The 25599-nt window shown below is 43.1% G+C and carries 16 protein-coding genes; 4 read left to right on the top strand and 12 right to left on the bottom strand.

Annotation, left to right across the window (positions count from 1 at the left end; genetic code table 11):
- Positions 1-8 precede the first annotated feature (8 nt).
- Complete coding sequence (gene rplN, locus ACSLBF_RS01180) at positions 9-377, bottom strand: 50S ribosomal protein L14 (protein WP_440054814.1); 369 nt, start codon at positions 375-377, stop codon at positions 9-11.
- Positions 378-643: 266 nt separating this feature from the next.
- The gene (locus ACSLBF_RS01175; protein ID WP_440054813.1) at positions 644-1471 is read right to left on the bottom strand and encodes a polysaccharide deacetylase family protein; all 828 of its coding nucleotides are present in this window, start codon (positions 1469-1471) and stop codon (positions 644-646) included.
- Positions 1472-1638: 167 nt separating this feature from the next.
- Between ACSLBF_RS01175 and ACSLBF_RS01170 the strand changes: the two genes are divergently transcribed.
- Entirely contained in the window at positions 1639-4206 is a 2568-nt protein-coding gene (locus ACSLBF_RS01170) for a protein kinase domain-containing protein (RefSeq protein WP_440054812.1), read from the top strand.
- Here the strand turns inward: ACSLBF_RS01170 and ACSLBF_RS01165 are convergent.
- Positions 4203-4733 (bottom strand): hypothetical protein, encoded by a 531-nt coding sequence (locus tag ACSLBF_RS01165; RefSeq protein ID WP_440054811.1) that lies wholly within the window; start codon positions 4731-4733, stop codon positions 4203-4205. The two genes, ACSLBF_RS01170 and ACSLBF_RS01165, sit on opposite strands and share 4 nt — an antisense overlap.
- A 226-nt stretch (positions 4734-4959) precedes the next feature.
- Positions 4960-6897, bottom strand: a complete 1938-nt coding sequence (locus ACSLBF_RS01160; RefSeq protein ID WP_440054810.1) for an AsmA family protein — start codon at positions 6895-6897, stop codon at positions 4960-4962.
- A gap of 201 nt (positions 6898-7098) precedes the next feature.
- Between ACSLBF_RS01160 and ACSLBF_RS01155 the strand changes: the two genes are divergently transcribed.
- Entirely contained in the window at positions 7099-8268 is a 1170-nt protein-coding gene (locus ACSLBF_RS01155) for a hypothetical protein (protein ID WP_440054809.1), read from the top strand.
- A gap of 258 nt (positions 8269-8526) precedes the next feature.
- Positions 8527-9204, top strand: coding sequence for a TorF family putative porin (locus ACSLBF_RS01150; RefSeq protein ID WP_440054808.1), 678 nt, complete (start codon positions 8527-8529; stop codon positions 9202-9204).
- Between the two features lie 77 nt (positions 9205-9281).
- Here the strand turns inward: ACSLBF_RS01150 and purT are convergent, their stop codons facing one another.
- The 6 genes from purT to ACSLBF_RS01120 all read right to left on the bottom strand — a co-directional run bounded on the left by purT (position 9282) and on the right by ACSLBF_RS01120 (position 20374).
- The gene (gene purT, locus ACSLBF_RS01145) at positions 9282-10469 is read right to left on the bottom strand and encodes a formate-dependent phosphoribosylglycinamide formyltransferase (RefSeq protein WP_440056176.1); all 1188 of its coding nucleotides are present in this window, start codon (positions 10467-10469) and stop codon (positions 9282-9284) included.
- A 31-nt stretch (positions 10470-10500) separates the two neighbouring features.
- Positions 10501-11163, bottom strand: a complete 663-nt coding sequence (locus tag ACSLBF_RS01140; protein ID WP_440054807.1) for a fumarylacetoacetate hydrolase family protein — start codon at positions 11161-11163, stop codon at positions 10501-10503.
- 80 nt (positions 11164-11243) lie between these two features.
- Positions 11244-14813, bottom strand: a complete 3570-nt coding sequence (locus tag ACSLBF_RS01135) for a M1 family aminopeptidase (RefSeq protein WP_440054806.1) — start codon at positions 14811-14813, stop codon at positions 11244-11246.
- A gap of 12 nt (positions 14814-14825) precedes the next feature.
- Positions 14826-15713 (bottom strand): ABC transporter ATP-binding protein, encoded by an 888-nt coding sequence (locus tag ACSLBF_RS01130; RefSeq protein WP_440054805.1) that lies wholly within the window; start codon positions 15711-15713, stop codon positions 14826-14828.
- A gap of 195 nt (positions 15714-15908) precedes the next feature.
- The gene (locus ACSLBF_RS01125) at positions 15909-19475 is read right to left on the bottom strand and encodes a M1 family aminopeptidase (RefSeq protein ID WP_440054804.1); all 3567 of its coding nucleotides are present in this window, start codon (positions 19473-19475) and stop codon (positions 15909-15911) included.
- Between the two features lie 11 nt (positions 19476-19486).
- Positions 19487-20374 carry an ABC transporter ATP-binding protein gene (locus ACSLBF_RS01120; protein WP_440054803.1) on the bottom strand — a complete coding sequence of 296 codons (888 nt, stop codon included), beginning with the start codon at positions 20372-20374 and terminating at the stop codon, positions 19487-19489.
- Between the two features lie 134 nt (positions 20375-20508).
- Here ACSLBF_RS01120 and ACSLBF_RS01115 point away from each other — a divergent pair, with 134 nt between their 5' ends.
- Entirely contained in the window at positions 20509-21186 is a 678-nt protein-coding gene (locus ACSLBF_RS01115; RefSeq protein WP_440054802.1) for a nitroreductase family protein, read from the top strand.
- A 74-nt stretch (positions 21187-21260) separates the two neighbouring features.
- Here the strand turns inward: ACSLBF_RS01115 and ACSLBF_RS01110 are convergent, their stop codons facing one another.
- Entirely contained in the window at positions 21261-22304 is a 1044-nt protein-coding gene (locus tag ACSLBF_RS01110; protein ID WP_440054801.1) for an efflux RND transporter periplasmic adaptor subunit, read from the bottom strand.
- Positions 22294-25593, bottom strand: a complete 3300-nt coding sequence (locus ACSLBF_RS01105) for an efflux RND transporter permease subunit (protein ID WP_440054800.1) — start codon at positions 25591-25593, stop codon at positions 22294-22296. Before ACSLBF_RS01105 ends, ACSLBF_RS01110 begins: the two co-directional genes overlap by 11 nt.
- Positions 25594-25599: the final 6 nt, after the last annotated feature.

The raw sequence follows: 25599 nt of genomic DNA, 5'->3' as shown, positions 1-25599 counted from the left end.
TCGACTCCTTATAGTACTTCTGGTGCTAGTGAAACGATCTTCATGAACTTTTCAGTACGAAGTTCACGAGTCACAGGGCCGAAGATACGAGTTCCGATCGGCTGATGGTTATCGTTTAGAATAACTGCAGCATTGCTATCGAAACGGATCAAAGAACCGTCTGGACGACGAACGCCTTTTTTGGTGCGCACAACTACCGCGTTTTTAACATCACCTTTCTTCACTTTACCGCGAGGAATCGCTTCTTTAACAGAAACTTTAATGATGTCGCCAACTGACGCGTAGCGACGGTGCGAACCACCTAAGACTTTTATACACTGCACTTTGCGAGCGCCGCTGTTATCAGCAACGTCCAGCTGAGTTTGCATTTGGATCATCTTAATGAGCTCCGGTGTAGTTACAACTCGCCGAGATCTTGTTTAAAATCAAGGCATTTAGGTTAAATTCCGCTCAAAAAACTAGGTTTTAGTCTTTCAAGGGCGGGCAATTGTATCAGCAAAGGCGCGTTAAAGATAGTTCAATTTTTAATTAATTTAGTACGTTAACGTGACGTTCCCATTACAGTTAGAGGATGTTTGGGCAAGCAGTTATGATTTCAACCACTTGCATAAATATTATACAAATTTAATGTCGCAATAGATGGTTACTTATTTCGTTGTTTTCGGATGTAATCACCCACGTTACTCACCGTATCAAGCCAAAAACCGTTTTTTGGGTCTTTTAAATACTCGATAAGCTGCTCGAGCATCTTTTGATCCACCGTATATAAGCCTTTCTCGCCCACATTGTGACCAGCAAGAATGATCCAGCTGTGATTGTGCCGCAACTGCTCTAAGACCGGTTTAAGTTCGTCAAAGCTTATACCATCCATACGAATACTGGTAAGCTGAGCAAAGTCGGTGTATGTAGGGTGATTGCCCGTTTCATCTAACCAAGTACGGCCGCTTGTGAAGTGCTTTGCAATTAAGGGCACATAGCTCTTAACATTTTCTCCGCGTCCAACAAATGTGTTGCCACACGGGTATGCGAAACTTTTTGCCTGTACGCGTAATTTTTCTTTAATATAGTCGTTGGTTTTTAAGATATCTTGCTCTACGTAATCTAAGTCTACTTGCTCTAGCCCTTTGTTCATCTCTCTTAACCAAGCAAAGTTACCGGTACAGAGATGTTCATTAGTATGGTTGCCAATTTCATGGCCTTGAGATACCGCTTTTCTCCAAAGTTCGAGCTTTTCTTCAACTCGAAAAGGCATCACATAAAAAGTACCTTTGACTTGGTATTTGTTTAATAATGGCACCCCGACCTCGACCTGACTCGGCCAAGCATCATCAAAGCTAAGGCTTACAGCGTTGCTAGCCTGGTTCGGATATGTGAAGTTTTCACTGATTTCTGTCGCTAAAATGGTACAAGGCTTGCTTAACAAGCATAAACTGGCCGTTATAATACAAAGTCGGTGATATAATTTTGACATGCTATTTTCCTTAATTTGATTTGCCCCTATAAGCTACTCAAAGCGATGGGCAACACAAAGTGGAAAAATTTCATGTTGTTATTTGCAATGAATAATGTCGCAATAAGTTCTAATCGAAAACGAATAGCGATAGACTGGACAGAACAATCAAAGAGAATGGCTGCTTAGTGTTGAAGTTAGAAGAATACTACCAAGACGTGGTTTTGCTTGCCGAGGGTGGAATGAGCAAAGTCTACCTAGCCACCGACAAAAAACTTGGCCGCCGCGTAGCTGTCAAGATGCTATCCCTTTCTTCACCACAGAACCAGCAAGATGCCTTACATGAAGCTCGATTACTTGCCCGCTTCAATCACCCTCATATCGTGCAGATATATGATGTATTAGAAAGCGACGGGCAAGTTTGCCTAGAGATGGAATATGTTCAGGGTGCAACGCTTCAGCACTATACCAAAACTCACATACTCAGTATTGAGCAAAAGATTGAGTTATTGAGCCATATTGCTGATGGACTTGCCGCCGCCCATCAGCAAAACATTCTCCATTTAGATCTCAAACCCGGCAACATCCTAGTTAATGACCAAGGTGTCGCAAAAATCGCCGACTTTGGCATCTCACAATTAGAAGACACTTCATCATCAGCCGCCAATTGTAGCTATGGCAGTTTAACCGCAATGTCACCAGAGCAGTTAAGAAGCGAGCCACTAGATACGCGGAGTGATTTGTTCTCTTTTGGCTTAATTGCTTATCAATTGCTTGCCGGCACCCATCCATATTCGGGACAAGCTGAAGATCAGTCTGACAAATCTATTGCAGAGCAAATTAAGTACCAACCATTGCAAGCTAGTGCAAAGCGTATTTTGGGTATCCCCGCCACCCTTGCTCAGCTTATAGACCTGCTTTTGCAATTTGATAAAAGTACCAGACCTGCAACTGCGGTAGAAGTTAGCCAACAACTTAAACAGATATTACAGTCTGTGAGTTATGAAAATAGTGAAGCCACTGTTTCATTAGAGGAAATGGAGTTACTAAATAAAGCTCACGAAAAGGCCAAAGCACGCAAAAAATGGTTAAGCGTCTCAGCACTCGTAGCTGTGGCATTTTGCATTATCACTGTGGGATATTGGTATTGGCTTGAGAATAAGCCCAAGATTTATATCGCGGCCTTACCAATAGAGCTAAGAGAGCCGAACACACTCACAGCAGCACAGAAGGAAGTGTTGAGTCTCGCAGTAAATGATGCAATCAAGCAAGTGTTTTATGAAAAGAACAATTACGTGCTGATCTCAGACTCAGAAGTGCGACAAACCAAACTACTTTTGGGAGAAAATTTTTCAGTAAAGGAAATTGCGACAGCCTTAAATGCAGATGAATTAGTCTCAGCTTCATTGAGTTGCAATTTAACGACCTGTGACTTGCATTTTGAGTCCATAGATGGAAAAAGCGCTGCTTTATTGGGAAATGCAAGAAGCGCCAGCTCTAACGAAAATTACTCAGAAATTTTCAATGCTTCTATTTCGTCTCTAACAGCCATCTTTTCGAAAGGGCAAAGAAGAGTAAGTCTACTCGATGATTCAAAGCGCTTCTTGCAGGAGTATGCCGTCATATACGAGCGCTCCGAGTCCGGAGTCGATAGCCCAGAAGAGTTAGTTGACCAAATAGAGAAACTAATTGCTGTTCACGCTGATTTTATCCCTCTGTACACTTTATACCGAAAAGCTGCTACCCGGCATTTTTCCCAATATAAAGACCCTAGAGTATTACTTAGATTAAAAAGCACGCTACTCAATGCGCCTGAAAGCTATAAAACTAGCTCTGCGTATTTAATCGATCTGTTACAAGTATATGGATTGCTAGACGATAGAAAAAACGCCAAATTACTGCTGAATAAGATTGAAGCTTCCAACTTAGATACATACGAAAAGTTGGCATTGGCCGGAACCTATTACAAGAATATAGGACTGAAAGATAAATCCCTTGAATACACTAAACAAGCATATGATTTAAGACCGACATTGGCTAATACACGAAATTTAGCTATTGGTTTGACGCTACAAGGAAAGTACTCAGAAGCAATTCCATTTCTGGAACAGGCACTAAAGCTTGCCCCGAATAACTTCGTGGTGAATAAAACGCTTGCAGACGTATATCTTCTGGAGGGGCTTATTGATCAAGCAATCAAGCTCTACAAAATCCTAATCTCAAATCAATCAAAGTCTGTGACGACATTATCTAATTTGTCTATTGCCCTGTCACTTCAAGGTGAATTAGCTGAAGCCTTACGGTACGCCGAAAAAGCAAGCGCCTTATCGCAAGAAAATGATAAGTTACTACTAAATTATGCTGACTTACTTTATCTAAACGGCAAAACCAACGCCGCAAAAGAAACATACGAAAAAATAGTCTCGAACAATAGAGAAAATACTCCGTCTCTGCATTTTTCTCAGGCACTTGTTCATATTAATGAAGGACAACGAGCGTTAAGCATTATTGAGCAACTCATTCGACAAGAGCCCTCTAATGCTGAAGCTTATTTTGTTAAAACGCTAATCTTAACGAGGCTAGGCGAAAATATGTCTGCCATTTCTGCTTTAGAGCAAAGTCTAGAAAGAGGATGGAAACCTGACTTTTACAGGCTTCCTTGGTTTGTGCCGCTCTGCAAAGAACCCAAACTAAGCGCTTTGCTTGGGAAGCATAATTTTAACTTCATTTGCAATAACGAAGTCACATTACCTTAGCCTGGGCCTGGATCCTCAATGATAACAACCGGATCTTGAGAGAAATAACGTACAGCTGTCGCTACTGGACAGTCATTATCGTTGGCAAGTTTAGCAACGAGTCGAAAACCTACTGTCGCTTGTCCACGAGACACAAGCGTGCATGACTTCGCTGCCTGCGTAGTCACCAAAGTATGTAAGTCTTCCTTTGTTAAAGTATGTTCTGTATTTACCGCTGTGATGGTAACCGTAACGGCGTTATTGTCTGCGGCAATAGCACTGTTCAAATTGTAGTTAAAGTTATCTTCGGCTTTAGTAAACATGGTGCCATCTTCTGCAAGCTTCCACTGATCACGACTATCTGGCGATAAAGAATAAATCAGCACTGCCTGTTCACCATTTTTAAGCTTTAATACTACAACATCTCCGTTGCCGTTTTGCTCAGGAGTAATTTGCCAATCACCCGTTTCGCTTGGAATGACGTTGTAACGGAGAGTATATTTTGGAGGTTGAGGCTCTGGATGCTGATGCGTTAAAGGTTGACTCATTTCTGTTTCCTTCATTTTATTTTTAAGGACCCCCTCATCTAAACACATTGGCGATACCAAGGCGATTACATGGGATTACACTTACATTAATGTATTTAAAACAATAAAAGAACTACTATTTTTCTGTTTTCGCGCCTTCTGAAAATCTGCCCTCACACATAAAAAAGGGCGAATGTTTTACGCCCTCTCCTATCGATCACCCACAGCTAAAGTCTGTTAATAAGCGCTAGCCACCAAACAACCCTTTGAGTTTGTCTTTAACTTTGTCTTTAATCTTATCCTTGGCTTTGTCTTTAGCCGCACCTTTTAGATCGAGACTGGTTTCAACCTTGTGAAATGGGCCTTTGATACGGACAGGCACTTTGAAGCCGGTACTGTCATCTTGGCTCGCTTGCCCTTCAATAGTGTCAACAATGCCAGTGACAACACGATAATCAACCAATGCTTTAGGCAAATCGACAGTGCCATTACCCGATACTCTTAATAACGGGCTTGCCAAAGAGAAGTCATTGTTGGTCCCAACGCCATTGTTGAACACAAAGTTACCACGCATGGCTGAAAAGTCGGTTTTTTGTTCCGGATCGAAATTGGCATTTAACCCTTCAGAGACAGAAGTAAAATCACCTTTAAGCATTTCTTTTCCCTTGCGGACCATTTCAGCGAGATTAGCACCTTTAACGCCGCCATCTTTAAATTCAAATCCTAACTTACCGTTTAATGCACTCACAAAGTGTTTTTGACTCATACCTTGAGTATTCAGTGCCCAACTCAAACTCCCTTTTCCTAGCACTCTGTCAAAACCAATCGCGTCTGTCAGCAGCGGCTCTGCATTGATAGCGGAAAGGGCAAACTCGGTATTAATTGCATAGGGCTTCGCTGCCGCATTCACAACGATATTGCCTTTACCCTGACCTTCATAAGCTTGAAATTTATCCAGTCCCAAAGTTGCTTTACCAGATTTAAGCTTGAGGCTGATTTGGTTTTCACCTAGCTTAATTTCTCTTGCACGTAGGCCTGTTGAATTAATTTTAATATCCGCATTAAGGGTATTTAACACGGACAGATCTATTTCACTATCATCCCAAACAATAGGCTGAGCAGCCTGTTTTTCGTCTGCTGTTTTAGGTTCAGCAACTACAGGGTCTGGTAGGTACGGGTTAAGATCAAGCATGCCCAAATCGACTTTGGCGGTAATATTAGGTTTACTCGCCAATACCACTTTGCTTTGTCCGTTTATAGCCAACTCATCCAACTTTGCCTGCAGCGACTCAAGGTTAAAGGTTTGTCCTTGCAATGTCATCTTGGCGTTAAGGCTAAATGCGTTGAACGCGTTGTCTTTCGCGTTAAGCGCCACGCCTTGCCATTTGGCAAGCTGCTTTATTGAATCACCCGATAACGCTAATTGACCACGTATAGTTTTACCCTGTTCTGCAATTTCCCCTTTGTAGTCAAGCTCAAACAGCGCAGACTTAATAGCCTGCTCTACATTGAAAGTATTCCCTTCAATGGCTTTTGCTGGATTATCTAGTTTCGTTTGTAAGGTGAAAGACTGCTCTTGATACACTAGCTCGCCTTCGATAACCAATGGCTGATATAACGAAGTTAATATTACGCGGATATCCAAGTCACTAAGGGTGTGTTTTGCGTCGGTTTGTCCATCTAAGTAGGTGATTGTGCCTCCATACAACGCCACCTCGCCAAGGCTAATATCTACACCCGTAGGCAAAGTCGTTTTTTCTTCGCTTGGTGTTTCAGGTTCAGAAGTTGCTTCCTTAGTTGTAATCAACTGCCAATTAGCGCGCCCCTGTTTATCGGTTTCGAGCAGTATTTCTGGCCCATTGATCACAAAACGCTCAACCTTGGCATCGCCAAACAAGGCACTCATTAAAGGAATATGCACCTGTAGCTGTTTCATTTTCAGCATCTCAGGCTGACTACCCGATTTCATGTTAGAGAAGCGAACATCATTTAGCTCAATATGTACGCTCGGCAAAATACCGATGGACGAGCCGCCATCTATTGCCAGAGTTCTACCCGTCTTACTTTGTACCTCGGTGATCACCTCATCAATAATGGCTTGTTTGGGAATAATAAATGGCAGTGCAATAACTAAAATAACAAGTAACGCGATAAGCGCACCAAAAATTTTCAATAACCGACTCATAATTATCCTTAGTTATAAATAACCTGTGCTCTTTATCATATACCTTGCAGGTCAATACTTCATGAATAAACACAGAAATATACTGAATTCCATTGCAAGCTCATTGCTAATCGGTATGATCCACGCCCTTGCCAGATTTTAGTGCTGTTAACTATATTTTACTGGTTGGTTTTTAATCGCAATTTGGAGTATCACACCCGCATGAAAAAACTGCTCATCTCACCGTCGAAAATGGCCTTGGGCGAACAAGAAAGTCAGATCTACCAAAACATTCTTAAGCAAGCCACGGAGATCAGCCTGAACCTAATGGCGGTTAAAGTGGAAAATCATCCAGAAGACTTTCTTGGCTGGTGTTATGAACTCCTTGATGTCGCTAAAAATCGTATCAACTTTGACTTATTAGACGACCACCAACTTCCTACGGTCAAAAAGTTACAAGACTTACTGATTTCAGCAATTAGCTTTTTACAGTTAAAAACGCTTCGCATTGCACCTTGGCCGATGATTTGCGCCTTTATTGAAGACAAAGCCGCTTTACTTGCTTTAGATGAGCAATTAGCACTGATCAACTACCTTAAACCTTTGCGTGGCACGCCACTAAAAGAGATGATAAAAGAAGATCGCTTGGCATTTACGGGGAAGCACGCGGCCAGTCTAGACACCAGTGTCTATCGGTTTGATGTAGAGTGGTTTGCCGCCACAAAAAGCGCCAAAGCGTTTCACCAGCTATTAGAAGACTTGCCAGGGGCATTTGACGAAGCGCTCAGCGCTATCCCTCTTGAAGGCGAAGTTTCAGAAGCCGACTATCAGCAGTTTGTGCTGTATTATTTAACCGCGTTTACTGCAAGCCAAGACAAACCAACATTAGCACCGGCTACCCGTTTATTAGCGATGCGCAGACCTGATGTATTTACCCCCATAACGTCAAGCAAGTTAGAACCACTTTGCCAGGCTATGGGGATTGCAAAACTCAATAACCGTGATTTTGAGCGTTATTGGCAAGATATTGTCGAGCCCATTCGTAACATGCCTTGGTACGTTAACGCAACACCTAACAGCGAATTGGAAGAGCAGCTGAGTGAGATAAAGGCATTACTGCCTTGCTTGTTTTATCATGTTGATAAAGACACAGCTGAAAACTCAAATTACTTCAAGCTGTTACACAAGCCAAAGCGTTCAGTATCGAGCTCAGGCTCAAAAAGAACGGTTAGACGCGGCAAAGAATCCGCTGAAACTCTAGTTGATAGAGCACTACAAGATGATGATATCCCGGAGCATATTCGCGCCAAACGCGATTCAATCGTAGCAGAAGTTGAAAAAGGCCGCAGTGTAGACGAAACCATCTCACTTATGCGGACCATTTTCGGTTAAAGTTATTGATATAAATACATCCAGCGAGTTGCGTTATTAATGTGCAACTCGCCTCAATTTGCACCATCAACGTGCATTTTTTATTCCCTTAAGATCATAACACCACTCATTAGAGACTTTTAAATTCCATAAAAAAGATAAACATAGAATAAATAATCCAACTCATTTCAAATTTGGCCTAGCCCTTGCTGACATAACCGCTAACTGCACCTCGCAGCACAACAATGACAACAACTCAGCGATTTATGGGGAAACCGGATGAAGAACAAATGTTTAGCTTTTGTATTAAGTGGCCTATCCGCGTGCTTTTGTATCTCTGCACAAGCAGAAGTCACTGCCAATATTGCCGCCAGTTCTAACTATTTTTGGCGAGGCGTGACCCAAAGCGCCGACGGTGCGGCGGTGTCTGGTGGGCTTGATTACTCAAACGAGTCCGGTTTTTACGCTGGCACTTGGATCTCGAATATCGACTTTGGCGAGGCTACTAGTGCCAGTTATGAACTGGATTTATATGCGGGGTTCGCTACAACGTTTAACGAAGTAGACTTGGACGTTGGATACATCTACTACGCTTATCCAGATGCCACTGGCAACATTGATTTTGGTGAAATCTACGCAGCTGTTGGTTGGAAAAACCTAAGTTTTAAATTAAGCCACTTAACGACTGCACAAAGCGACGCCAGCAGCGAAGAAGACATGCTTTATGCTGAACTTTCCGCCAGCTTTGCTGTTTTTAAAGATGCAGAGCTTGGTTTACACCTCGGTCACTCTAGTGGTGACACCGTGATGGAGTGGATGGGTGAAGACGACAATTACATCGATTATGGCGTGAGTTTATCGACCCAAGGCTTCACCTTTGGTCTGGTAAAAACCGATTTAGACGCTGACGACGATTTAAAGGTCTACGTCAGCTACGGACTGGACTTTTCTTTGTAACAAACAGGAAAGAGGCGACAACTCTTTCGACTTACTTGCTGCAACAACCAAGGGCCGAGAGGCCCTTTTTTGCTTCTCTACAAAACGGTTTCAACACAACTTACTACCCGCTTGGCCTTTGCAACAGCTTCTTCGACAGAGCTTGATCTCGCCAGTGCTACGCCCATTCTGCGTTTACCCACGACTTCTGGTTTGCCAAACAGACGAATATCTGTTTGTGGCTCTGCCAATGCCTTTGCCACGTGATTAAATTGCAGCTGCGTTGACTTACCTTCTACCAAAATAACGCTCGAAGCAGACGGTCCATACAATTCAATGTTGGGGATCGGTAAACCTAAAATAGCCCGAGCATGTAATGCAAACTCGCTCAGTGATTGTGAGATCAAGGTCACCATCCCAGTATCGTGTGGGCGTGGTGACACTTCGCTAAAGTACACCTCATCCCCTTTGATAAATAGCTCAACCCCAAATAGGCCACGTCCACCGAGTGCTTCGGTCACTTGTGCCGCCATTTGTTGGCTGCGCTGTAAAGCGAGTTCAGACATCGCTTGTGGTTGCCAACTTTGTTGATAATCACCGTCTTTTTGTACGTGACCAATAGGCTCACAGAAGCTGGTTCCAGCAACATGACGAACCGTCAGTAAGGTGATTTCGTAGTCAAAATCAACAAAGCCTTCCACAATGACTCGGCCTTGTCCTGCTCGTCCACCTTCTTGGGCGTAGTGCCATGCGCGTTCAATATCTTGCTCTGTTTTGATCACGCTTTGACCCTTGCCCGACGAACTCATAATCGGCTTAACCACACATGGCATGCCGATTTCGGCTACCGCAGCTTGAAAATCTTGGTAACTATCCACAAAACGATAGGGAGAGGTGGCTAAACCTAGTTCTTCAGCTGCCAAACGCCTGATACCTTCACGGTTCATGGTTAACTGGGTTGCTTTTGCCGTCGGTACCACAGTGTAGCCCTGAGATTCCAGCTCCACCAGCTTATCGGTGGCGATGGCTTCAATTTCCGGCACGATATAGTCTGGCTGCTCCTGCTCAATAATTTGCTTTAACTTGTCACCGTCCAGCATAGATAACACATGGCTACGATCGGCCACTTGCATCGCAGGGGCATTTTCATATCTATCAAGTACAATGACTTCGGCGCCAAGTCGTTTAAACTCTATCACCACTTCTTTACCTAACTCTCCGCCACCACAAAGCAGTACTTTGCACGCGGTTGGCGAAAAAGGCGTACCTAACGGCTTAATTTTCATCATAGTTCCTTGGTTTAGGGTTTTTCTCATTTTATTTTATCGCGACTTGCGCGGTGAGCACGTTATTTTCGCCATATTGTAACTGTAATAAATCCTGATCTTGTAATGCCCCCACGCCAGCAGGTGTGCCAGTGAGCACTACATCACCGGGAAGTAAGGTGAAAAACGCGGTGATCTCACGAAGTAGTTGCTCAACAGGAAAAATCATTTGTTCTGGCTGACCATGCTGTTTTAATTCACCATTAAGCCAAAAGCGATATGCTTCAAGCTGAAGCTCATCGCTTTGTACTAATCGATAAAACCCTGTGATTGGGCAACTCCCATCGTAGGCTTTTGCTCGCTCCCAAGGATGTCCCTTGGCTTTTAGTTCCGATTGCAGATCTCTTAGCGTTAAATCAATCGCCACCCCTACCCCACAAAGATGGTGCGTTGGATTAGGCGTGTTGGCTGTAATTGTCTCACCAACCAATAACGCAAGCTCCGCTTCATAATGATGTGTGCCAAGATGCGCTGGGAGTGTGAGGGTGTCAGAAAAAGGCTGCAAACTGGTGTTCGGCTTGATAAAAAGTAAAGGCGTATCAGGTACAGGATTATTTAGCTCTTTTGCGTGCGCCACATAGTTGCGGCCAATACAAACGATTTTGCCTACTGGTAAGCTTATTATTTCACCATTATGCCATTGATGTTGATACATTTACTTTCCTTCACGAGAGTGACTTTAGCAAGACAATATCATAAAAAAGGCCTCTTGCGAGGCCTTAGGAAAGGAGTGTGTTACAGTGACTTGATGTTGTCACCGGTTTCTTTATCTATAAGCTTAATGAAGGGATCTACACCTGCGAATTTAGGTAGTTTATCTACTTCAATTCGAATGATGTTTTCACCAGTTTTGATTTCATGCTTCTGTAAGTAAATCACTGGGTTTTCTTCATGAACTTCATCAGGGTCAGCATTGAACAAACCAATATCGATAAGCTGCGCGAGTGGTTTTTCTTCTTCGTTGCCTAGGCCGTCTGCATATTTTTTAGCAGCTTCGACCGTTAAGGTGACAACATGTTTAGCACCTTCCGCTTGAGCTTTTTCTATCGCTACGTCTTTCAACTTCAGCTCGTATAGCGTGATTGAGTTAAGCTGATCTTCAATAAACACCTGCTCTTGCTCTGTTGCACCTTGTTTTAAATGTGCAATAAAGTCTTGCGTGGTCGGGAAGACATCTGTTCTAAAGCGATATTCGTCCATAAACCTTCTCAAGGCTGCATTAAGGCGTTCTTCACCTAGCATGTCATGTAAAGCCATCATCACAACTGAGCCTTTGCGGTAATGGATATAACTTTGATTTACCGTTGTTGCCAATGGTCTTTCTTCATAAGACTCAGTACCACGACCACGCAGATATCTGTCAAGTTCATACTTTAAGAACTTACGCAGGTTGTTTTCGCCGTAACGCTCTTTAAGCACCATTATCGCCGCATACTGAGACAACATTTCAGACATGATATTCGACCCTTCAACATTTGCACCAATTAACTGATGAGCCCACCATTGGTGTGCAAGTTCATGAGCTGTAACGTAATAAGGCACGTTTACATTATCAGGATCTCGGGTATCAATGATAAAGCCAATATCTTCCGAGTAAGGCACAGTATTAGCAAAGCTTTGTGCAAAACCTTCATAGCGAGGGAATTCAATGATACGCATTTGCTTATGTTGATATGGTCCAAAAGCCTTGGTGAAGTAATCCAGAGAGTCTTTAGTAGACTGCATCATGGTATCCACATTCCATGCGTGGTCTTTGTGATAATACACTTCTAGAGAAACACCTTTATATTGCACCTTCTTCACTTCTAATTCCATGGATAGAATATTGTAGAAGTGCAGCATCGGCGCATCCATTTCGTATACGTAGGTAGTACGACCATTTTTTGTCGTTTTCGATTGAAGATATCCCGGTGTCATCGCAACTTGTGATTCATCAGTCGTCACGGTTGCTGAGAAAGTCACAAAGTTTTCAGCAAATAACGGCTCATGATAGTGCTCTGTTTCATCCAGCTTATTCGCTAGTTTAAGCGGTTCAAGATCACGCTTACGACGCTCTACTTTGTCTCGTATTTGCTTACCTTCGCTATAACCAAGCGATGGGAATAAACTAAAGTTATCAACAAAAGTACCGTTATGAACTAAACGCGTGTCACTACCTCTATCGACAAAACCTAAGGTTTGACGAACTACCGACATAGTTAACTCTCTGCGCTCTCCCGGTAGCATTGGCTCAGACAGTTCAAACCAAGCATGTCGATAGTCTCGGTTTTCTGCTCCTAACTGACCACCAGTCATTTCGACATTCCATTGTTGAGCGTAGTCGGGCTTATTCACTAAGAACTTTTCGATAGGTTGCTGAGTTTTGTTTTCTACTAGCAATACAACTTGCGCTTCAATTTTGCGTTGTTTGGGATAGATTTCAGCGTTCAACTTTACATCTAATGTCGTCGGGATTGGCGCTTCTTTATATCGAGCAAACTCTCTTTCGTATTGCTCAGCTAGGTCGTTACGCTGATCTTCCGTTTGAAAAGTGTTTACAACATTGGTGTTGTAATAGATGTTGCTACCTGCGCCAACAAATAATATTGTGCCCAGCGCAATGACAGCCTTACCTGACAATCCTAGGTTGTAATTCAATAATCCTAAACGCGCTTTTAACGTTTGCCCAGAACCGCGAGGCCATAGTGCATAACTAAGCGCCGCTAATACTAAACTAAAGCCCAACCAATAGACGTTGTACCAATGCGCAGCTGTTAGGAAGTGACCATAGCCATTGATGTCAGAGTATGGCGTTGCTGGTATGCTACCAACTCTAAACATATTATGTTCAAAGCCAAAGTTGGTCATAACCAGTGAAATAATAAAATACAGAACAAATAATCCCATACCCGCATATTTAGTTGGGCTCACCACCTGTAGTAAGAAAGCAAGTGTGCCTTGGAATACGAAGCCCAATACAAACAAATAGGCTAAACGGTAAACATATTGGGATAGTTCAATGCTTGCAACACCTGATATCAACTGATACGAAATGGTAATCAACGAGCCAAATAGACAAAGCAACAGTAGGATGGCAATAAACGCAACGTATTTTGAACCCCAAAATACCCAGTTTTGGACTGGATATGCATCGATGATATCACCCATGCGATTATCTCTGTCATGCCAAACTAACTCTGCACAATAGTAAACCAGTACAATCAGGATCATTAAATCAAAGTTTTCCATGATCCGCTCGACCATAAGAAAGGTCACCGGCCATGTATCTGTGCCATACATATTAAATGAGCCGACCAGACTGGGGATTAATGAAGATACGGATAAAACCAGTAAGACAAGAAATGAGTAACTTTTGACAACATTTTTTACTTCTAGTGTTGTTCTAGCAACAAAGTGAGACCAAGTGTTGATTTGACCTGGCTTTACATCGACTTTGTAACCCAAGGCTTGCTGCTGACTGCCTTTACCTTTCGCTTTACTTTTGGCCTTTTGTTTTTGTGGTAAGTAGTGACTGCGATTAAATGCCACAGCAATGATGCCTAAAGCAGCAACACCAAGCCACAATAAGCGGTTATAAAGCAGCTCGCCATACAGCGAAATCGTCATCGTATTGCGATCAGCAATGGTCCAGTATTCAGATTGTGCTGAAATCGCCGACAATGCGAACATATCTAAATAACTCGCTATATCACGATATTCGACGTCTGAAAACATATTGCGAGAGACAATGTAGCCAACTAGTAACGCCACAGCAACCAAATACATGGCAACCATAGAGCGAAAACGCTGTGCAACCACAGCAAATAAACTGGCCAAGCAAAACAACGAAGGAGCAGCTAGATAAAATAGTGGCGCAAAATAATACTCAAACTTATTTGGGCCTATTTGCTCACTGTCTAGCCACCCCATTAGACCACCGAGTCCTGTACCTATCCAAATACCCAATAGGCAAGTAGAAAAAACCATGAGAGTAACTAAATATGCCCCTAAAAATCCACCGAGCTTATACTGAGCAAGATTTATGGGTTTAGATAAAACTAGTTCGTTAAACTTGGTTTGTTCATCTCGAATAGAGGAGCTACCAACAAAGTTAACAACCAAAAATATGGAAAACACACTCAAGATAGCAACAAACTGCTGAATTTGATGAGGGGAGTTGACGTTCACATTACTGCTTCCGCCAATTTGCACAAAATCTGATACTGAAGCAATGAAGGTGAGCAAAAACATTATCAGTGTTGTCACATAAAAAGACGGCTGTCGCAAATAATAGCGCAGCTCAAAAAGCATCATTTTTAATAACATAGCAACTTCTCCTTACGCTGCTTGCGCACTATTTCTGTGCTGGTGTAAGGTCGAGAAGTAAACGTCTTCTAAGTCCGCTGGAACCGTTATAAATCCTTCCGGCGCGGCATCCGCATACACGTTCAATAACGTTTGGCCCGCAAATAAACGTTTCGAAATAACCGGTAAGCTTTGCTCTAATTCTTGTGCTTCTTCAACGCTCGCCACCGTCTTGCGCCAAATCTTACCTTGTAGTTGTTGCGTTAACTCAATCGGATTACCTTCTAACAAGATTTGACCACTGGCCAGTACCGCCATGTTCGGACATAGCTCCGACACATCCTCTACAATGTGGGTCGACAAAATCACCACTTTGCTTTCGCCTAAGCCCACCAACAAGTTGTGGAAACGATTGCGCTCTTCAGGGTCAAGGCCCGCTGTCGGTTCATCCACAATCAATAAATCTGGGTCGCCTAACAACGCTTGTGCAATACCAAAGCGCTGACGCATACCACCAGAAAAACCACTCACTGCGTTTTTGCGGTGGTCATATAAATTGGTTTGCGCAAGTAATCCTTCTACCACTTCTTTACGTTCTTTTTTATTGTTTAAACCTTTTAAAATGGCCATGTGGTCAAGCAAATCAAATGCACTCACTCGTGGATACACTCCAAAGTCTTGCGGCAAGTAGCCTAAACGCTGACGCAAAGTCTTTGGGTCGCTAAACACGTCTATACCATCAAATTCAATTTTGCCTGCATCTGCTGATTGTAAGGTCGCGATAGTGCGCATTAAGGAAGATTTACCCGCACCATTTGGTCCTAATAAACCAAACATGCCCTTGGGAATGGATAAGTTCACTCCACGCAGCGCGTGAACCCCGTTGTCGTATGTTTTTGAAAGCCCTGTTATTGTCAACATTATTTGTTCCTTTTTATTATCAGTTTGTTCGTTATAGCATCTGAATAAAAGCTGAACAAACTAAGCTGAAAGAGAATTGCAAACAAACGTGAATACTGAAACATTTTGATAAATTTTCATGAATTTACGCAAAATAACTAAAAAGGCCCTGTGCGATTGTTCGCATAGGGCCTTTCGAAACCATCACCTTCTAAATTACAACGATTTAATATTATCTGATGATTTCTTATCGACTAGCTTCACAAATGGATCAACCCCAGCAAAGTTAGGTCGTTCCGATGTGGTTATTTCGATAGTATTTTCTCCATTTTCCAGCTGGTGCTTTTGTAGATAAATGACATTATCTTGCTCATTGAGCTCGCTCGGATCATTGAAGAACAAACCAATATCAATTTGCTGCTGCAATGCTGCTTGTATTTCTGCACCATCTTCACTGGCATACAGTTTATCGGCATAGACCTTTAAGGTAACAAGATAATTACCTTGTTCATCAGGTTCGTTACTGACTTCGAACTCAGTTAAACGCAGATCATAGAAGGTGATCTTCTCAAACTGATCACGAATAAAGGCGACTTTCTGCTCATTGAGCCCTACAGTGAGCCTAGCTACTAGATCACGTGTCGTTGGATAAATGCTTTCACCATCAAAATCCACAATGAAATTTCTAAGCACATCATTGATGTGCTTTTCACCTAGCATGTCATGTAATGCCATCATCACCACAGAACCCTTGCTGTAAAAGGCATACTGTTGATCTCTCAATACAATACCTAAAGGGCGCTCTCCATCACTGTCTTGTGTTCTCCCCTGCAAATACGTATCTAATTCATGCTTCAAGAATTTACGTAGGTTTTGTTCCCCACACTTTTTCTTCAACACCATAATTGCTGCATATTGAGAAAGTGTCTCCGAGATAACTGCAGCCCCTTCGACATCCGCCCCATCAACTTGATGCCCAAACCATTGATGTGCAACTTCATGTGCCGTTACATAGTAAGGATAATTAACATCTGCTTCATCACGCGTGTCGGTGATAAAGCCCATACTTTCTGAATAAGGTACGGTGTTGGCAAAACTCTGCGCAAACGGGTGATAACGGGGAACTTCAACAATACGTAGTTGGCGATATTGATAAGGACCAAATGCCTCAGAGTAGTAATCTATTGAATCCTTTACCGATTCGACCATATGCTCAATATTCCAATGGTGATTCGGGTGATAGTAAACTTCAATATTGATGTTTTTGTAGCGCTCTCTATGCACTTCCAACTCAAATGACAAAATACTGTAGTAGTGCTTCATCGGTGACTGCAATTGATATTCGAATGTTCGGCGCTCTCCCTCCACTGATTCATTAATTAAGTAGCCAGGCACCATAGCAATTTGGTCAGCATCGGTGGTCACTTTAGCACTGAACATGATCTCAGATTCACCAATAGCACTTTTGCGAAGATACAGCGTATCGTCAATTTTGTTTGCTGGTTCCAGTTCCGGCAGTTGACGTTTTCTACGCTCTGACTTGTCGCGTAGTTGGGCTGCGCTAGAATATCCAAATTGAGGAAACAGCGCTAAATTATCAATAAACAAGCCATTTCCCACGATATTTTTATCGTAACCTCTGGCAACAAACCCAGTTATTCCGCGTTTAACCTCGATCGTTGCTTGGCGTGTCTCGCCCACCGCCATCGGCTGCTCAAACTCAAACCAAGCCATGTTAAACCGGGAATCTATCTGTCCCAATTTGCCTCCAGGGATATTGACCGATACCAACTCAGTTTCATAGCTCGCTTTGACTAGAAATCTTTCTATGGCTCTATCACTGGTATTTTTAACTGTCATGGTAAGAGATGCTTCGATCCGCCTTTCTTTTGGATATAAATCGGCATCTAGATGCACGCGAACGGGAGTCGGTACAGGATCTCGCTTATATTGAACGTATTCACGCTCGTATTGTTCAGCAATATCCTGCCAACCATCAACATTCATATACTTGTTGTCGATGGTTGTGACTTTGTAAATAAACGCTCCGGAGCCGACAAAAAGACTCAAACCAACGACAATGGACACAATGCCATTTCGACCTAAATTATGTGGTAATAGCTTAAATCTAGCTCTGAGTGGTATACCGGCACCTCTTGGGAGTAAACCATACGCTAACGTTGCAAAACAAATTGATAGTCCAGCCCAGTAAACTAAAAACCAATATGATCGAGTTAGAAAACTTCCATACAGATTAATATCTGAATATTGCACACTCGGTATATCCGAGAAACGCCAAAGTGGATGATCAAAACCAAAATTCGTCATTACCAAAGAAACGATATAGAAAAGTACAAATAACCCCATTCCCATAAATTTATTAGGGCAAATCGTCTGCAATAAAAAAGCCAAAGCAAGCAAGAAAAGCATTGGGAAAACATAAAAATATGTCAATGTAATGAAATAGACTTTCAATTCAATGTGCTCAATGCCTTTGACAAATTGAAAGCCTATCGTTAGTAAGCTTCCAGCCACGCAGAGTAAAACTAAGACCACTGCGGCTGCAGAATATTTTGCACTCCAAAAAACCCAGTTAGGTGTTGGGTAAGCATCGATAATATCGCTCATCCGAGTGTCGCGATCACGCCAGACCAGTTCTCCGCTGTAATAAACCACGATCAGAATCGCCAATAACGATAAGCTTCCTTGGACCAACTCTACCATGGCATAAGTCAAAGGCCAGCTCGTTGTATCATACGCTCCGCTTGAGCTGAATAAGCTGGTTACTAACAGTGTGAGACTTAAAAAAACGAGAATGACAAAAGAATAAGATTTTAATACTTGGGATACTTCAAATCGTGTACGTGACATGTACTGAGCAAAGGTATTTAAGCCTTGGCTGCGAACCGCAAAATTGAAAGTTAATGCATTTGCTTTATCTAAATCAGCATCCGGCACTTTGGCTTTTTTAGTTCTTTGTATGACTTCTCTAGATGCGGTAAGTAACGTATAAGTTAGAACAGCAAGTGCAACTAACAACCAAAAGATTCTGTTATACAGCAGGCTACCAGTTAACTCTATGACCATTGAGTTCTTCTCTAACGCACTCCAATACTGTGTTTGTAATCCAGCTGTTCTGCTCGCGAATACATCCAGTAAACCAGCAACTTCTCTTGAGCTTAATTGCTTAATCAAATTGCCGGAAATTAAATACGTGATTAGACTGACCACCGCAACAACATAACACGCCATCATGCTGCGCAGCTTTTGCCCTACGGCAAACATAATCGCCGAAAGTGTGAATAAAGTAGGCATAGCCAATAGCAAAAATGGAGTCAAGTAGTAGCTGAGTTTATGTTCTCCAACCATGTCAGCTGGAATTAAATTCAACAACTGACCGATTGAGCTTCCAAGCCAGATCCCAAGCAACAACGTCGAAAAAACGATCACCGTCACCATGTAGCTGCCCAAAAAACTACCTAGGTAATAAGATGGCAGGGAAATTGGGCGACTTAGCACTAGCTCACTCATCTTCGCTAGATCATTTTTCAGTGCTGAGTTTGCGACAAAGTTCACCACTATAAATAATGAAAACAGTGACATAATAGACATCAGCAGCATAATAGAATACGGTGAGTTTATATTGGTGTTATTACCTCCTAAGCTAATGTTATCTGTGACAGATGCCATAAAAGCAATCGTGAATAACAACAAACTCACGATATAGAATGACGGTTGGCGTAAGTAATAACGCAACTCAAAAAACATCATTTTTAATAGCATAGTCTTTTCCTCTACACCGCGACCGCACTGTTTCTATGCTGATGTAATGTCGAGAAATAAACGTCTTCGAGATCTGCGGGTACTGTAACGAAGCCTTCAGGTGCGACATCGGCGTAAACATTTAATAACGTCTGGCCTGCAAACAAACGCTTGGAAATTACCGGTAAGTTTGATTCTAACTCCTGCGCTTCTTCTAAATTGACTACGGTTTTGCGCCAGATTTTTCCCTGCAGTTGCTGAGTTAACTCTACTGGATTGCCTTCTAGTAATATTTGACCACTCGCTAGCACCGCCATGTTAGGACAGAGTTCTGACACATCTTCTACAATGTGGGTCGATAGAATCACCACTTTGCTTTCTCCTAAGCCAACTAACAGGTTGTGGAAGCGGTTTCGCTCTTCAGGGTCTAAGCCTGCTGTTGGCTCATCTACGATGAGCAAATCCGGATCGCCCAACAACGCCTGTGCAATGCCAAAACGCTGACGCATACCACCAGAAAAGCCACTAACGGCATTTCTTCGGTGATCATATAAATTGGTTTGCGCAAGTAATCCTTCTACCACTTCTTTACGTTCTTTTTTATTATTTAAACCTTTTAAAATGGCCATGTGGTCAAGCAAGTCAAATGCACTTACGCGTGGATACACACCAAAGTCTTGTGGTAAGTAGCCTAAGCGTTGACGCAACGCTTTAGGGTCGTTAAATACGTCTATACCATCAAATTCAATTTTGCCCGCATCTGCTGATTGTAAAGTCGCGATGGTACGCATTAAGGAAGATTTACCCGCACCATTTGGTCCTAATAAACCAAACATGCCTTTGGGAATCGATAAGTTCACTCCACGCAGCGCGTGAACCCCGTTGTCGTATGTTTTTGAAAGCCCTGTTATTGTTAACATTATGCGTTCCTTTTATTACCACTAGACACCTTTATAACATTTACAAAAAATTCAAACAATTAAATCCTAAATAGCAATTGCAAACAAACGTAATTGTTGAAACACTTTAGAAAACAAAAATAGGGAAGATACGTATGCAAAAACATGCCAATGTACCGTTATCCGACTTCGTCGAATACTCACAACAAGAAATGCTCACTCGAGCAGAAGATTTTTTAGCGCATTGCAAAAGACGACACAGTATTCGCTCATTTAGCGACAGAGCGGTTCCAAAGGAAATTATTGAAGCTTGCATTAAAGCAGCAGCCAGTGCCCCAAGTGGTGCTAACCACCAGCCATGGTATTTTGTAGCGATAAACAGTGCAGATAAGAAAAAACAAATCCGTGAAGCCGCAGAGCAACTTGAAAACTCGTTTTACGAGGGCAGAGCAGGTGATGAATGGCTAGATGCATTAAAACCTCTCGGTACCGATGCTCAAAAGCCCTACCTTGAACACGCTCCATGGCTAATCGCTGTTTTCAGCCAAAAGCGCGGTGGGATCCATAGTGAAGATAAAAATACCAACTACTACATTCAAGAATCTGTCGGTATCGCGACCGGCTTTTTGATCCAAGCTCTGCACACTGCGGGGCTAGCAACATTGACTCATACACCCAAGCCGATGAGCTTTCTAACCGAACTGTGTGGTCGAGACAAAGACAATGAGCGTCCTTTTATGTTGATTGTAGCTGGTTATCCCGGTGAAGATGCCACCGTGCCTGAACATGCTTTGGTGAAAAAGCCACTTGAAGATATTGCTACGTTTATCTAAGTTGTTTTTAAGCAGCGCGTATGATGACGCGCTGTACTTTTTACTTTCTACACAATTGCATTTATCCAATTAAGTTACTTCATCGCCAACACTTCATCGGCTTGAAGACCTGATAGTACCTGTACCCGATTACCTCTCACTTCTCCCAATCGAATATAGCGTCGCACCAGCTGCCCAGTTTCAACCACTTCTACCATGGTTAATTGACCGTGGCGTTTGACCAAGTTTTCAGGGATCTCTATTTGTGCCTGTGTTGCCATAGGGATTTCAACCACAGCGTACATACCCGGAATAACATCCGAATGAAAGTGCATATCAAGCTTGATAATAAAACTGCGTGCTAGCTGATCGGCCACAGGCACCATTTCCGTCACGACAGCCTGCTGCGTCACGTTCAACGAGGGAATACGAACCATCAACTCGCTACCAATACTGATATGTTTGATTTGCCCCTCGCGTATTGCAGCTTCAACTTGTAATTGCAACGGATTCACCAGTGAGACTATAGGCATTCCGGGGCTCATGGTGCTTCCCGGCTCTTTCAATCGTTCAACCACTTTGCCTGAAATAGGTGCTTTCACTTGGGTATAACCTATCGCTACCTCAGCGCTGCGTAGTGCTTCATCTAGCGCTCTTGCCTGTGCAGTTAACTCATCAACCCTAGCCTGCCACTCGTCGACTTGGTTTATAGCAACCAAGCCTTTTTCATTTAACGCCTGACTGCGCTGCAATTGTTTTTGAGCTTGTACTAACTTGGCATCATTGGCTTTACGCTGTGCATCGACTCGCTGTAGCTCTGCTCGTAATTCGGCAGCATCTAACGTCGCTATAAGTTGCCCGGCCTTTACCGTATCTCCAGCCCGCACAGTAAGCGTTTTCAGCTCTGCCAATATTCGGCTCGACACCATAGTGTTTTCTTTGGCTACAACACTAGCAGGTACGGATTCAGATATTTTTACTGATACCGGCCTTACAATATAGGTTTCCCCGTTATACGGTGCTGATACACTTTTTTCTCCCGGCGCTAACGTGCTGCTAAACACACCTGCAAGCCAAGCAACCATCAGCAATAAACAGATAATTGCCACACTGGAAATGAGTAGACGATTACGAAACATGATTAGACGCCTCCTTAGCGCTTTGGGAGGTGAGCAGCGAATTTTCTGGCTCATCTTTAAATACTAAAAAATAAACAATTGGCACAACAAGCAAAGAAAATAACGTCGAGGCGATAATCCCAAAAATAATAGCAAGTGCGAGGCCACTAAACACGGGATCTAAAATGATCACTAGGTTCCCAAGCAAAGTCGTACCAGCTGTAAGCAATACCGGTCGCATCCTCACTTGCCCAGCCGCCAATAAAGCATCGATAAGCGCCTCACCCTGTGCCCGTGCTTGATTAATAAACTCCACTAGGATCAATGAGTTTCTCACCACAATCCCAGCCAGTGCGATCATGCCAATCATCGCGGTTGCAGTGAACAAGACTGGTTCCGGTGCTCCCGCAATCATCCGCTCGCCAAGCTGATTAAGCAGCCAAAATCCCGGCATGATCCCAACCATGGTTAACGGAATTGCAGACATAATAATCAGAGATAAACTACTTGAAGCGGTTTGAAAGCGTAAAATGATGAATATCGCTGTTAAGGCGAAAGCAAACGCTAAGCCCATATCCCGAAAAACATCTACGGTAATGCGCCACTCCCCCTCTCCTTTAAAGGTATAGAATGTCCCTTCTGGCATTTGCCATGCTGTACCACCACCGTTACTTAAATATGTGCGGTGCATCCATTGAGTTGATCCGTTTTGCGCTCCTTCATCAGCGACGACGTCGGCAATCACTTCAGCAGGGGTCCGTCCATTAAGCTCTGCAAACACGTATATCACTTCTTGTAAGTCTTTGCGGAAAATGGGTCTAGCAACTGTACCGCTTTCTAATGTACCTAGTTCAGCAAGCGGAACTAGTGGTCTAGCCGCCTGATCTAAACCATAATTTTGCGTTGTTTTGGCAAGATCTTGATGACCTCGCACTTGCAGCAAAAGTAGACTTTGCCAATCATTCCTATCTTTATATGACAAGCCCAATGTAATCGGCACCGGCTCTGCTTCTTGTTCTGCGTAGAAGTAACTGGCCCGAGCACTACCATTGGCAATATCTAAAGTTCGGTTTATATCATCCGTTGCAATACCCGATAACGCAGCCTTATGTTTATCAACAACAAACCGCTTAAGCGCTGTTGGCATCACCAGTGAAGTGTCTACTTCAACTACGTGAGCTTCCTTACTTAGCCTTGAAGCTAAAGCCAATGCCGCCTGCTCGTGCTGAGCAACATCAATAAATGGCTTTGCATACACTTCTGCGACCAATGTGCTAAGTACTGGTGGCCCAGGCGGCACTTCCACGACTTTCACTCGTGTTATTGGCACATTCAAGAGCTGAAGTTTTTCACGTAGCCTCAGGACTAAAGCGTGAGATTGATGTTCTCGTTTTGATTTATCCACAAGTAACACTCGCAGCTCCGCAAGGTGACTTGCATGACGGCGGTAGTATCCACGCACCATGCCATTAAAGTCCATGCTAGAAGGTTGACCAACAAATGCGGCAATATCGGTGACTTCGTTCAAAGACCAGACTATTTGTTGCACTTGCCGAGTAAATTTTGCCGTTTGCTCCAAGCTGGTACCTTCAGGCATATCGATAAGCACTTGGATCTCACTTTTGTTATCAAATGGGAGTAACTTGAGGGGAACTACTCTAAATAACGGTAAGCTGATACTGGCGACAAATAGTCCTAACACACCCCAAAGGACCCATTTAGCTTTTCTAGGGTTGGTAAGTAAAGGCAACATTATATGACCATACAAGCCTTGCTGCGGTGTAACTGGTTGTTCTTCTACTTGCCCTTTGAGCAGTTTTTTTGCCAACCAAGGTGTAACAAAAAAAGCAACTAGGGTTGACGCTACGACGCTGACTGGCACATTAAACGCCATCGGCGCCATATAAGGGCCCATCATGCCGGTAATAAATGCCAGCGGGATAAACGCCATAATGATAGTGACCGTTGACATCAGTAATGCCGATTTAATTTCCACCATAGCAGCCACGATATTGCCGTTTTTGTCTTTGCTACGATTGATAAAGCGACTGATGTTATCTATCCCTGTGATAGGGTCATCTACCAATAAGCCCAATGATAAAATTAGCGCAAACAACGTTACCCTGTTGATGGTATAACCAAAGGCGAAATCAAGCGCTAACGTAATGCCGTAACAAATTGGCACGGCAAGCCCAACAACCAACGCTGGACGCCAACCAAGAAAGACCCCAACAAATACCACTACAGTGAATATCGCAAAGGCTAGACTGGAAGTGAGATTATTAACTTTTTCATCCGCAGTTTGGCCGTAATCACGTAATACTTTTATTGAGACTTCTTCTGGCAGCAGCTTTTGCTCGAGCTCAGCCAGCATAGCGAGACTCTGCTGTGCCACGGTTACTGCATTACTGCCTTTTTGTTTTGCAACTCCCAAAGTGACAAGCGGTGCTGCTTGTTGGGTGTCGCTGGTTGCCAGCCATTGGTAATGCTGCGGCTCTTGAGGACCATCAAAAACGTCAGCAACATCTTGCAATCTCACGCTGCGACCATTGATCACATTAACAACCAGCTGCGCTAACTGTGTCTTGCTACGCAGTACATCTCCTGACTCCAACGTAATGGCTTTCGCACCAGCGACTACTTCACCGACCTGTAAAAGCTGATTCGATATTTGAATAGCATTAAGAACATCCATAGGTGTAGTTTGGTGCGCAGCTAGTGCTACGGCATCTAGCTCAACTCTAAGTTCACGCTTTCTGCCTGGAATTATTGTTACTTCACTGGTATTTGGAATGGTTTGCAGTTGAATCGCTAGTTCTTGCGCAAAACGTGTCAACTCATAGTCACCGTAGCGTTTAGCATCTGAACTATACAAACCGAACATCAATATTGGAACGTCGTCTACTTCGACAGGACGGATCTGCCAGTTACTGACAATTCCAGGCATATTATGCTGATTTGCATTAAGTTTGGTGTAAGTATTCACAATGGCTTTTTCTCGATCTTCACCGACATGAAAGCGCAATGTGACAACCGCGCTACCCGTTTGCGAAGTCGAGTAAACATGCTCCACACCAGGAATTTGCATGAGTAGCTTTTCCAATGGCGTGGTAACCAATCTAGCAACTTCTGGCGCTGCCGTGTTTGGCACCTCAACGTAAATATCCAACATGGGCACGACTATCTGCGGCTCTTCTTCACGAGCCGTAAAGTGCAATGCCAATAGGCCGAGTATGACGGAAAACAAAAAAACAAAAACCGGAGTCTTGCTTGTTAAGCTGCTCCGAATAGCTGAGTCTAGATAACGCATTATTTT

The organism is Pseudoalteromonas sp. T1lg65 (assembly GCF_051930985.1).
In the GTDB taxonomy this organism is placed as follows: domain Bacteria; phylum Pseudomonadota; class Gammaproteobacteria; order Enterobacterales; family Alteromonadaceae; genus Pseudoalteromonas.
This window is presented reverse-complemented; position numbering and strand designations above follow the sequence as displayed.

Coding starts and splice junctions, on each gene's coding strand:
- ACSLBF_RS01120 (WP_440054803.1), bottom strand. CDS start 20,374: ATGTTAACAATAACAGGGCTTTCAAAAACATACGACAACGGGGTTCAC.
- ACSLBF_RS01175 (WP_440054813.1), bottom strand. CDS start 1,471: ATGTCAAAATTATATCACCGACTTTGTATTATAACGGCCAGTTTATGC.
- rplN (WP_440054814.1), bottom strand. CDS start 377: ATGATCCAAATGCAAACTCAGCTGGACGTTGCTGATAACAGCGGCGCT.
- ACSLBF_RS01135 (WP_440054806.1), bottom strand. CDS start 14,813: ATGTTATTAAAAATGATGCTTTTTGAGCTGCGCTATTATTTGCGACAG.
- ACSLBF_RS01165 (WP_440054811.1), bottom strand. CDS start 4,733: ATGAGTCAACCTTTAACGCATCAGCATCCAGAGCCTCAACCTCCAAAA.
- ACSLBF_RS01130 (WP_440054805.1), bottom strand. CDS start 15,713: ATGTTGACAATAACAGGGCTTTCAAAAACATACGACAACGGGGTTCAC.
- ACSLBF_RS01110 (WP_440054801.1), bottom strand. CDS start 22,304: ATGTTTCGTAATCGTCTACTCATTTCCAGTGTGGCAATTATCTGTTTA.
- ACSLBF_RS01140 (WP_440054807.1), bottom strand. CDS start 11,163: ATGTATCAACATCAATGGCATAATGGTGAAATAATAAGCTTACCAGTA.
- ACSLBF_RS01105 (WP_440054800.1), bottom strand. CDS start 25,593: ATGCGTTATCTAGACTCAGCTATTCGGAGCAGCTTAACAAGCAAGACT.
- ACSLBF_RS01150 (WP_440054808.1), top strand. CDS start 8,527: ATGAAGAACAAATGTTTAGCTTTTGTATTAAGTGGCCTATCCGCGTGC.
- ACSLBF_RS01160 (WP_440054810.1), bottom strand. CDS start 6,897: ATGAGTCGGTTATTGAAAATTTTTGGTGCGCTTATCGCGTTACTTGTT.
- ACSLBF_RS01115 (WP_440054802.1), top strand. CDS start 20,509: ATGCAAAAACATGCCAATGTACCGTTATCCGACTTCGTCGAATACTCA.
- ACSLBF_RS01125 (WP_440054804.1), bottom strand. CDS start 19,475: ATGCTATTAAAAATGATGTTTTTTGAGTTGCGTTATTACTTACGCCAA.
- purT (WP_440056176.1), bottom strand. CDS start 10,469: ATGAAAATTAAGCCGTTAGGTACGCCTTTTTCGCCAACCGCGTGCAAA.
- ACSLBF_RS01155 (WP_440054809.1), top strand. CDS start 7,099: ATGAAAAAACTGCTCATCTCACCGTCGAAAATGGCCTTGGGCGAACAA.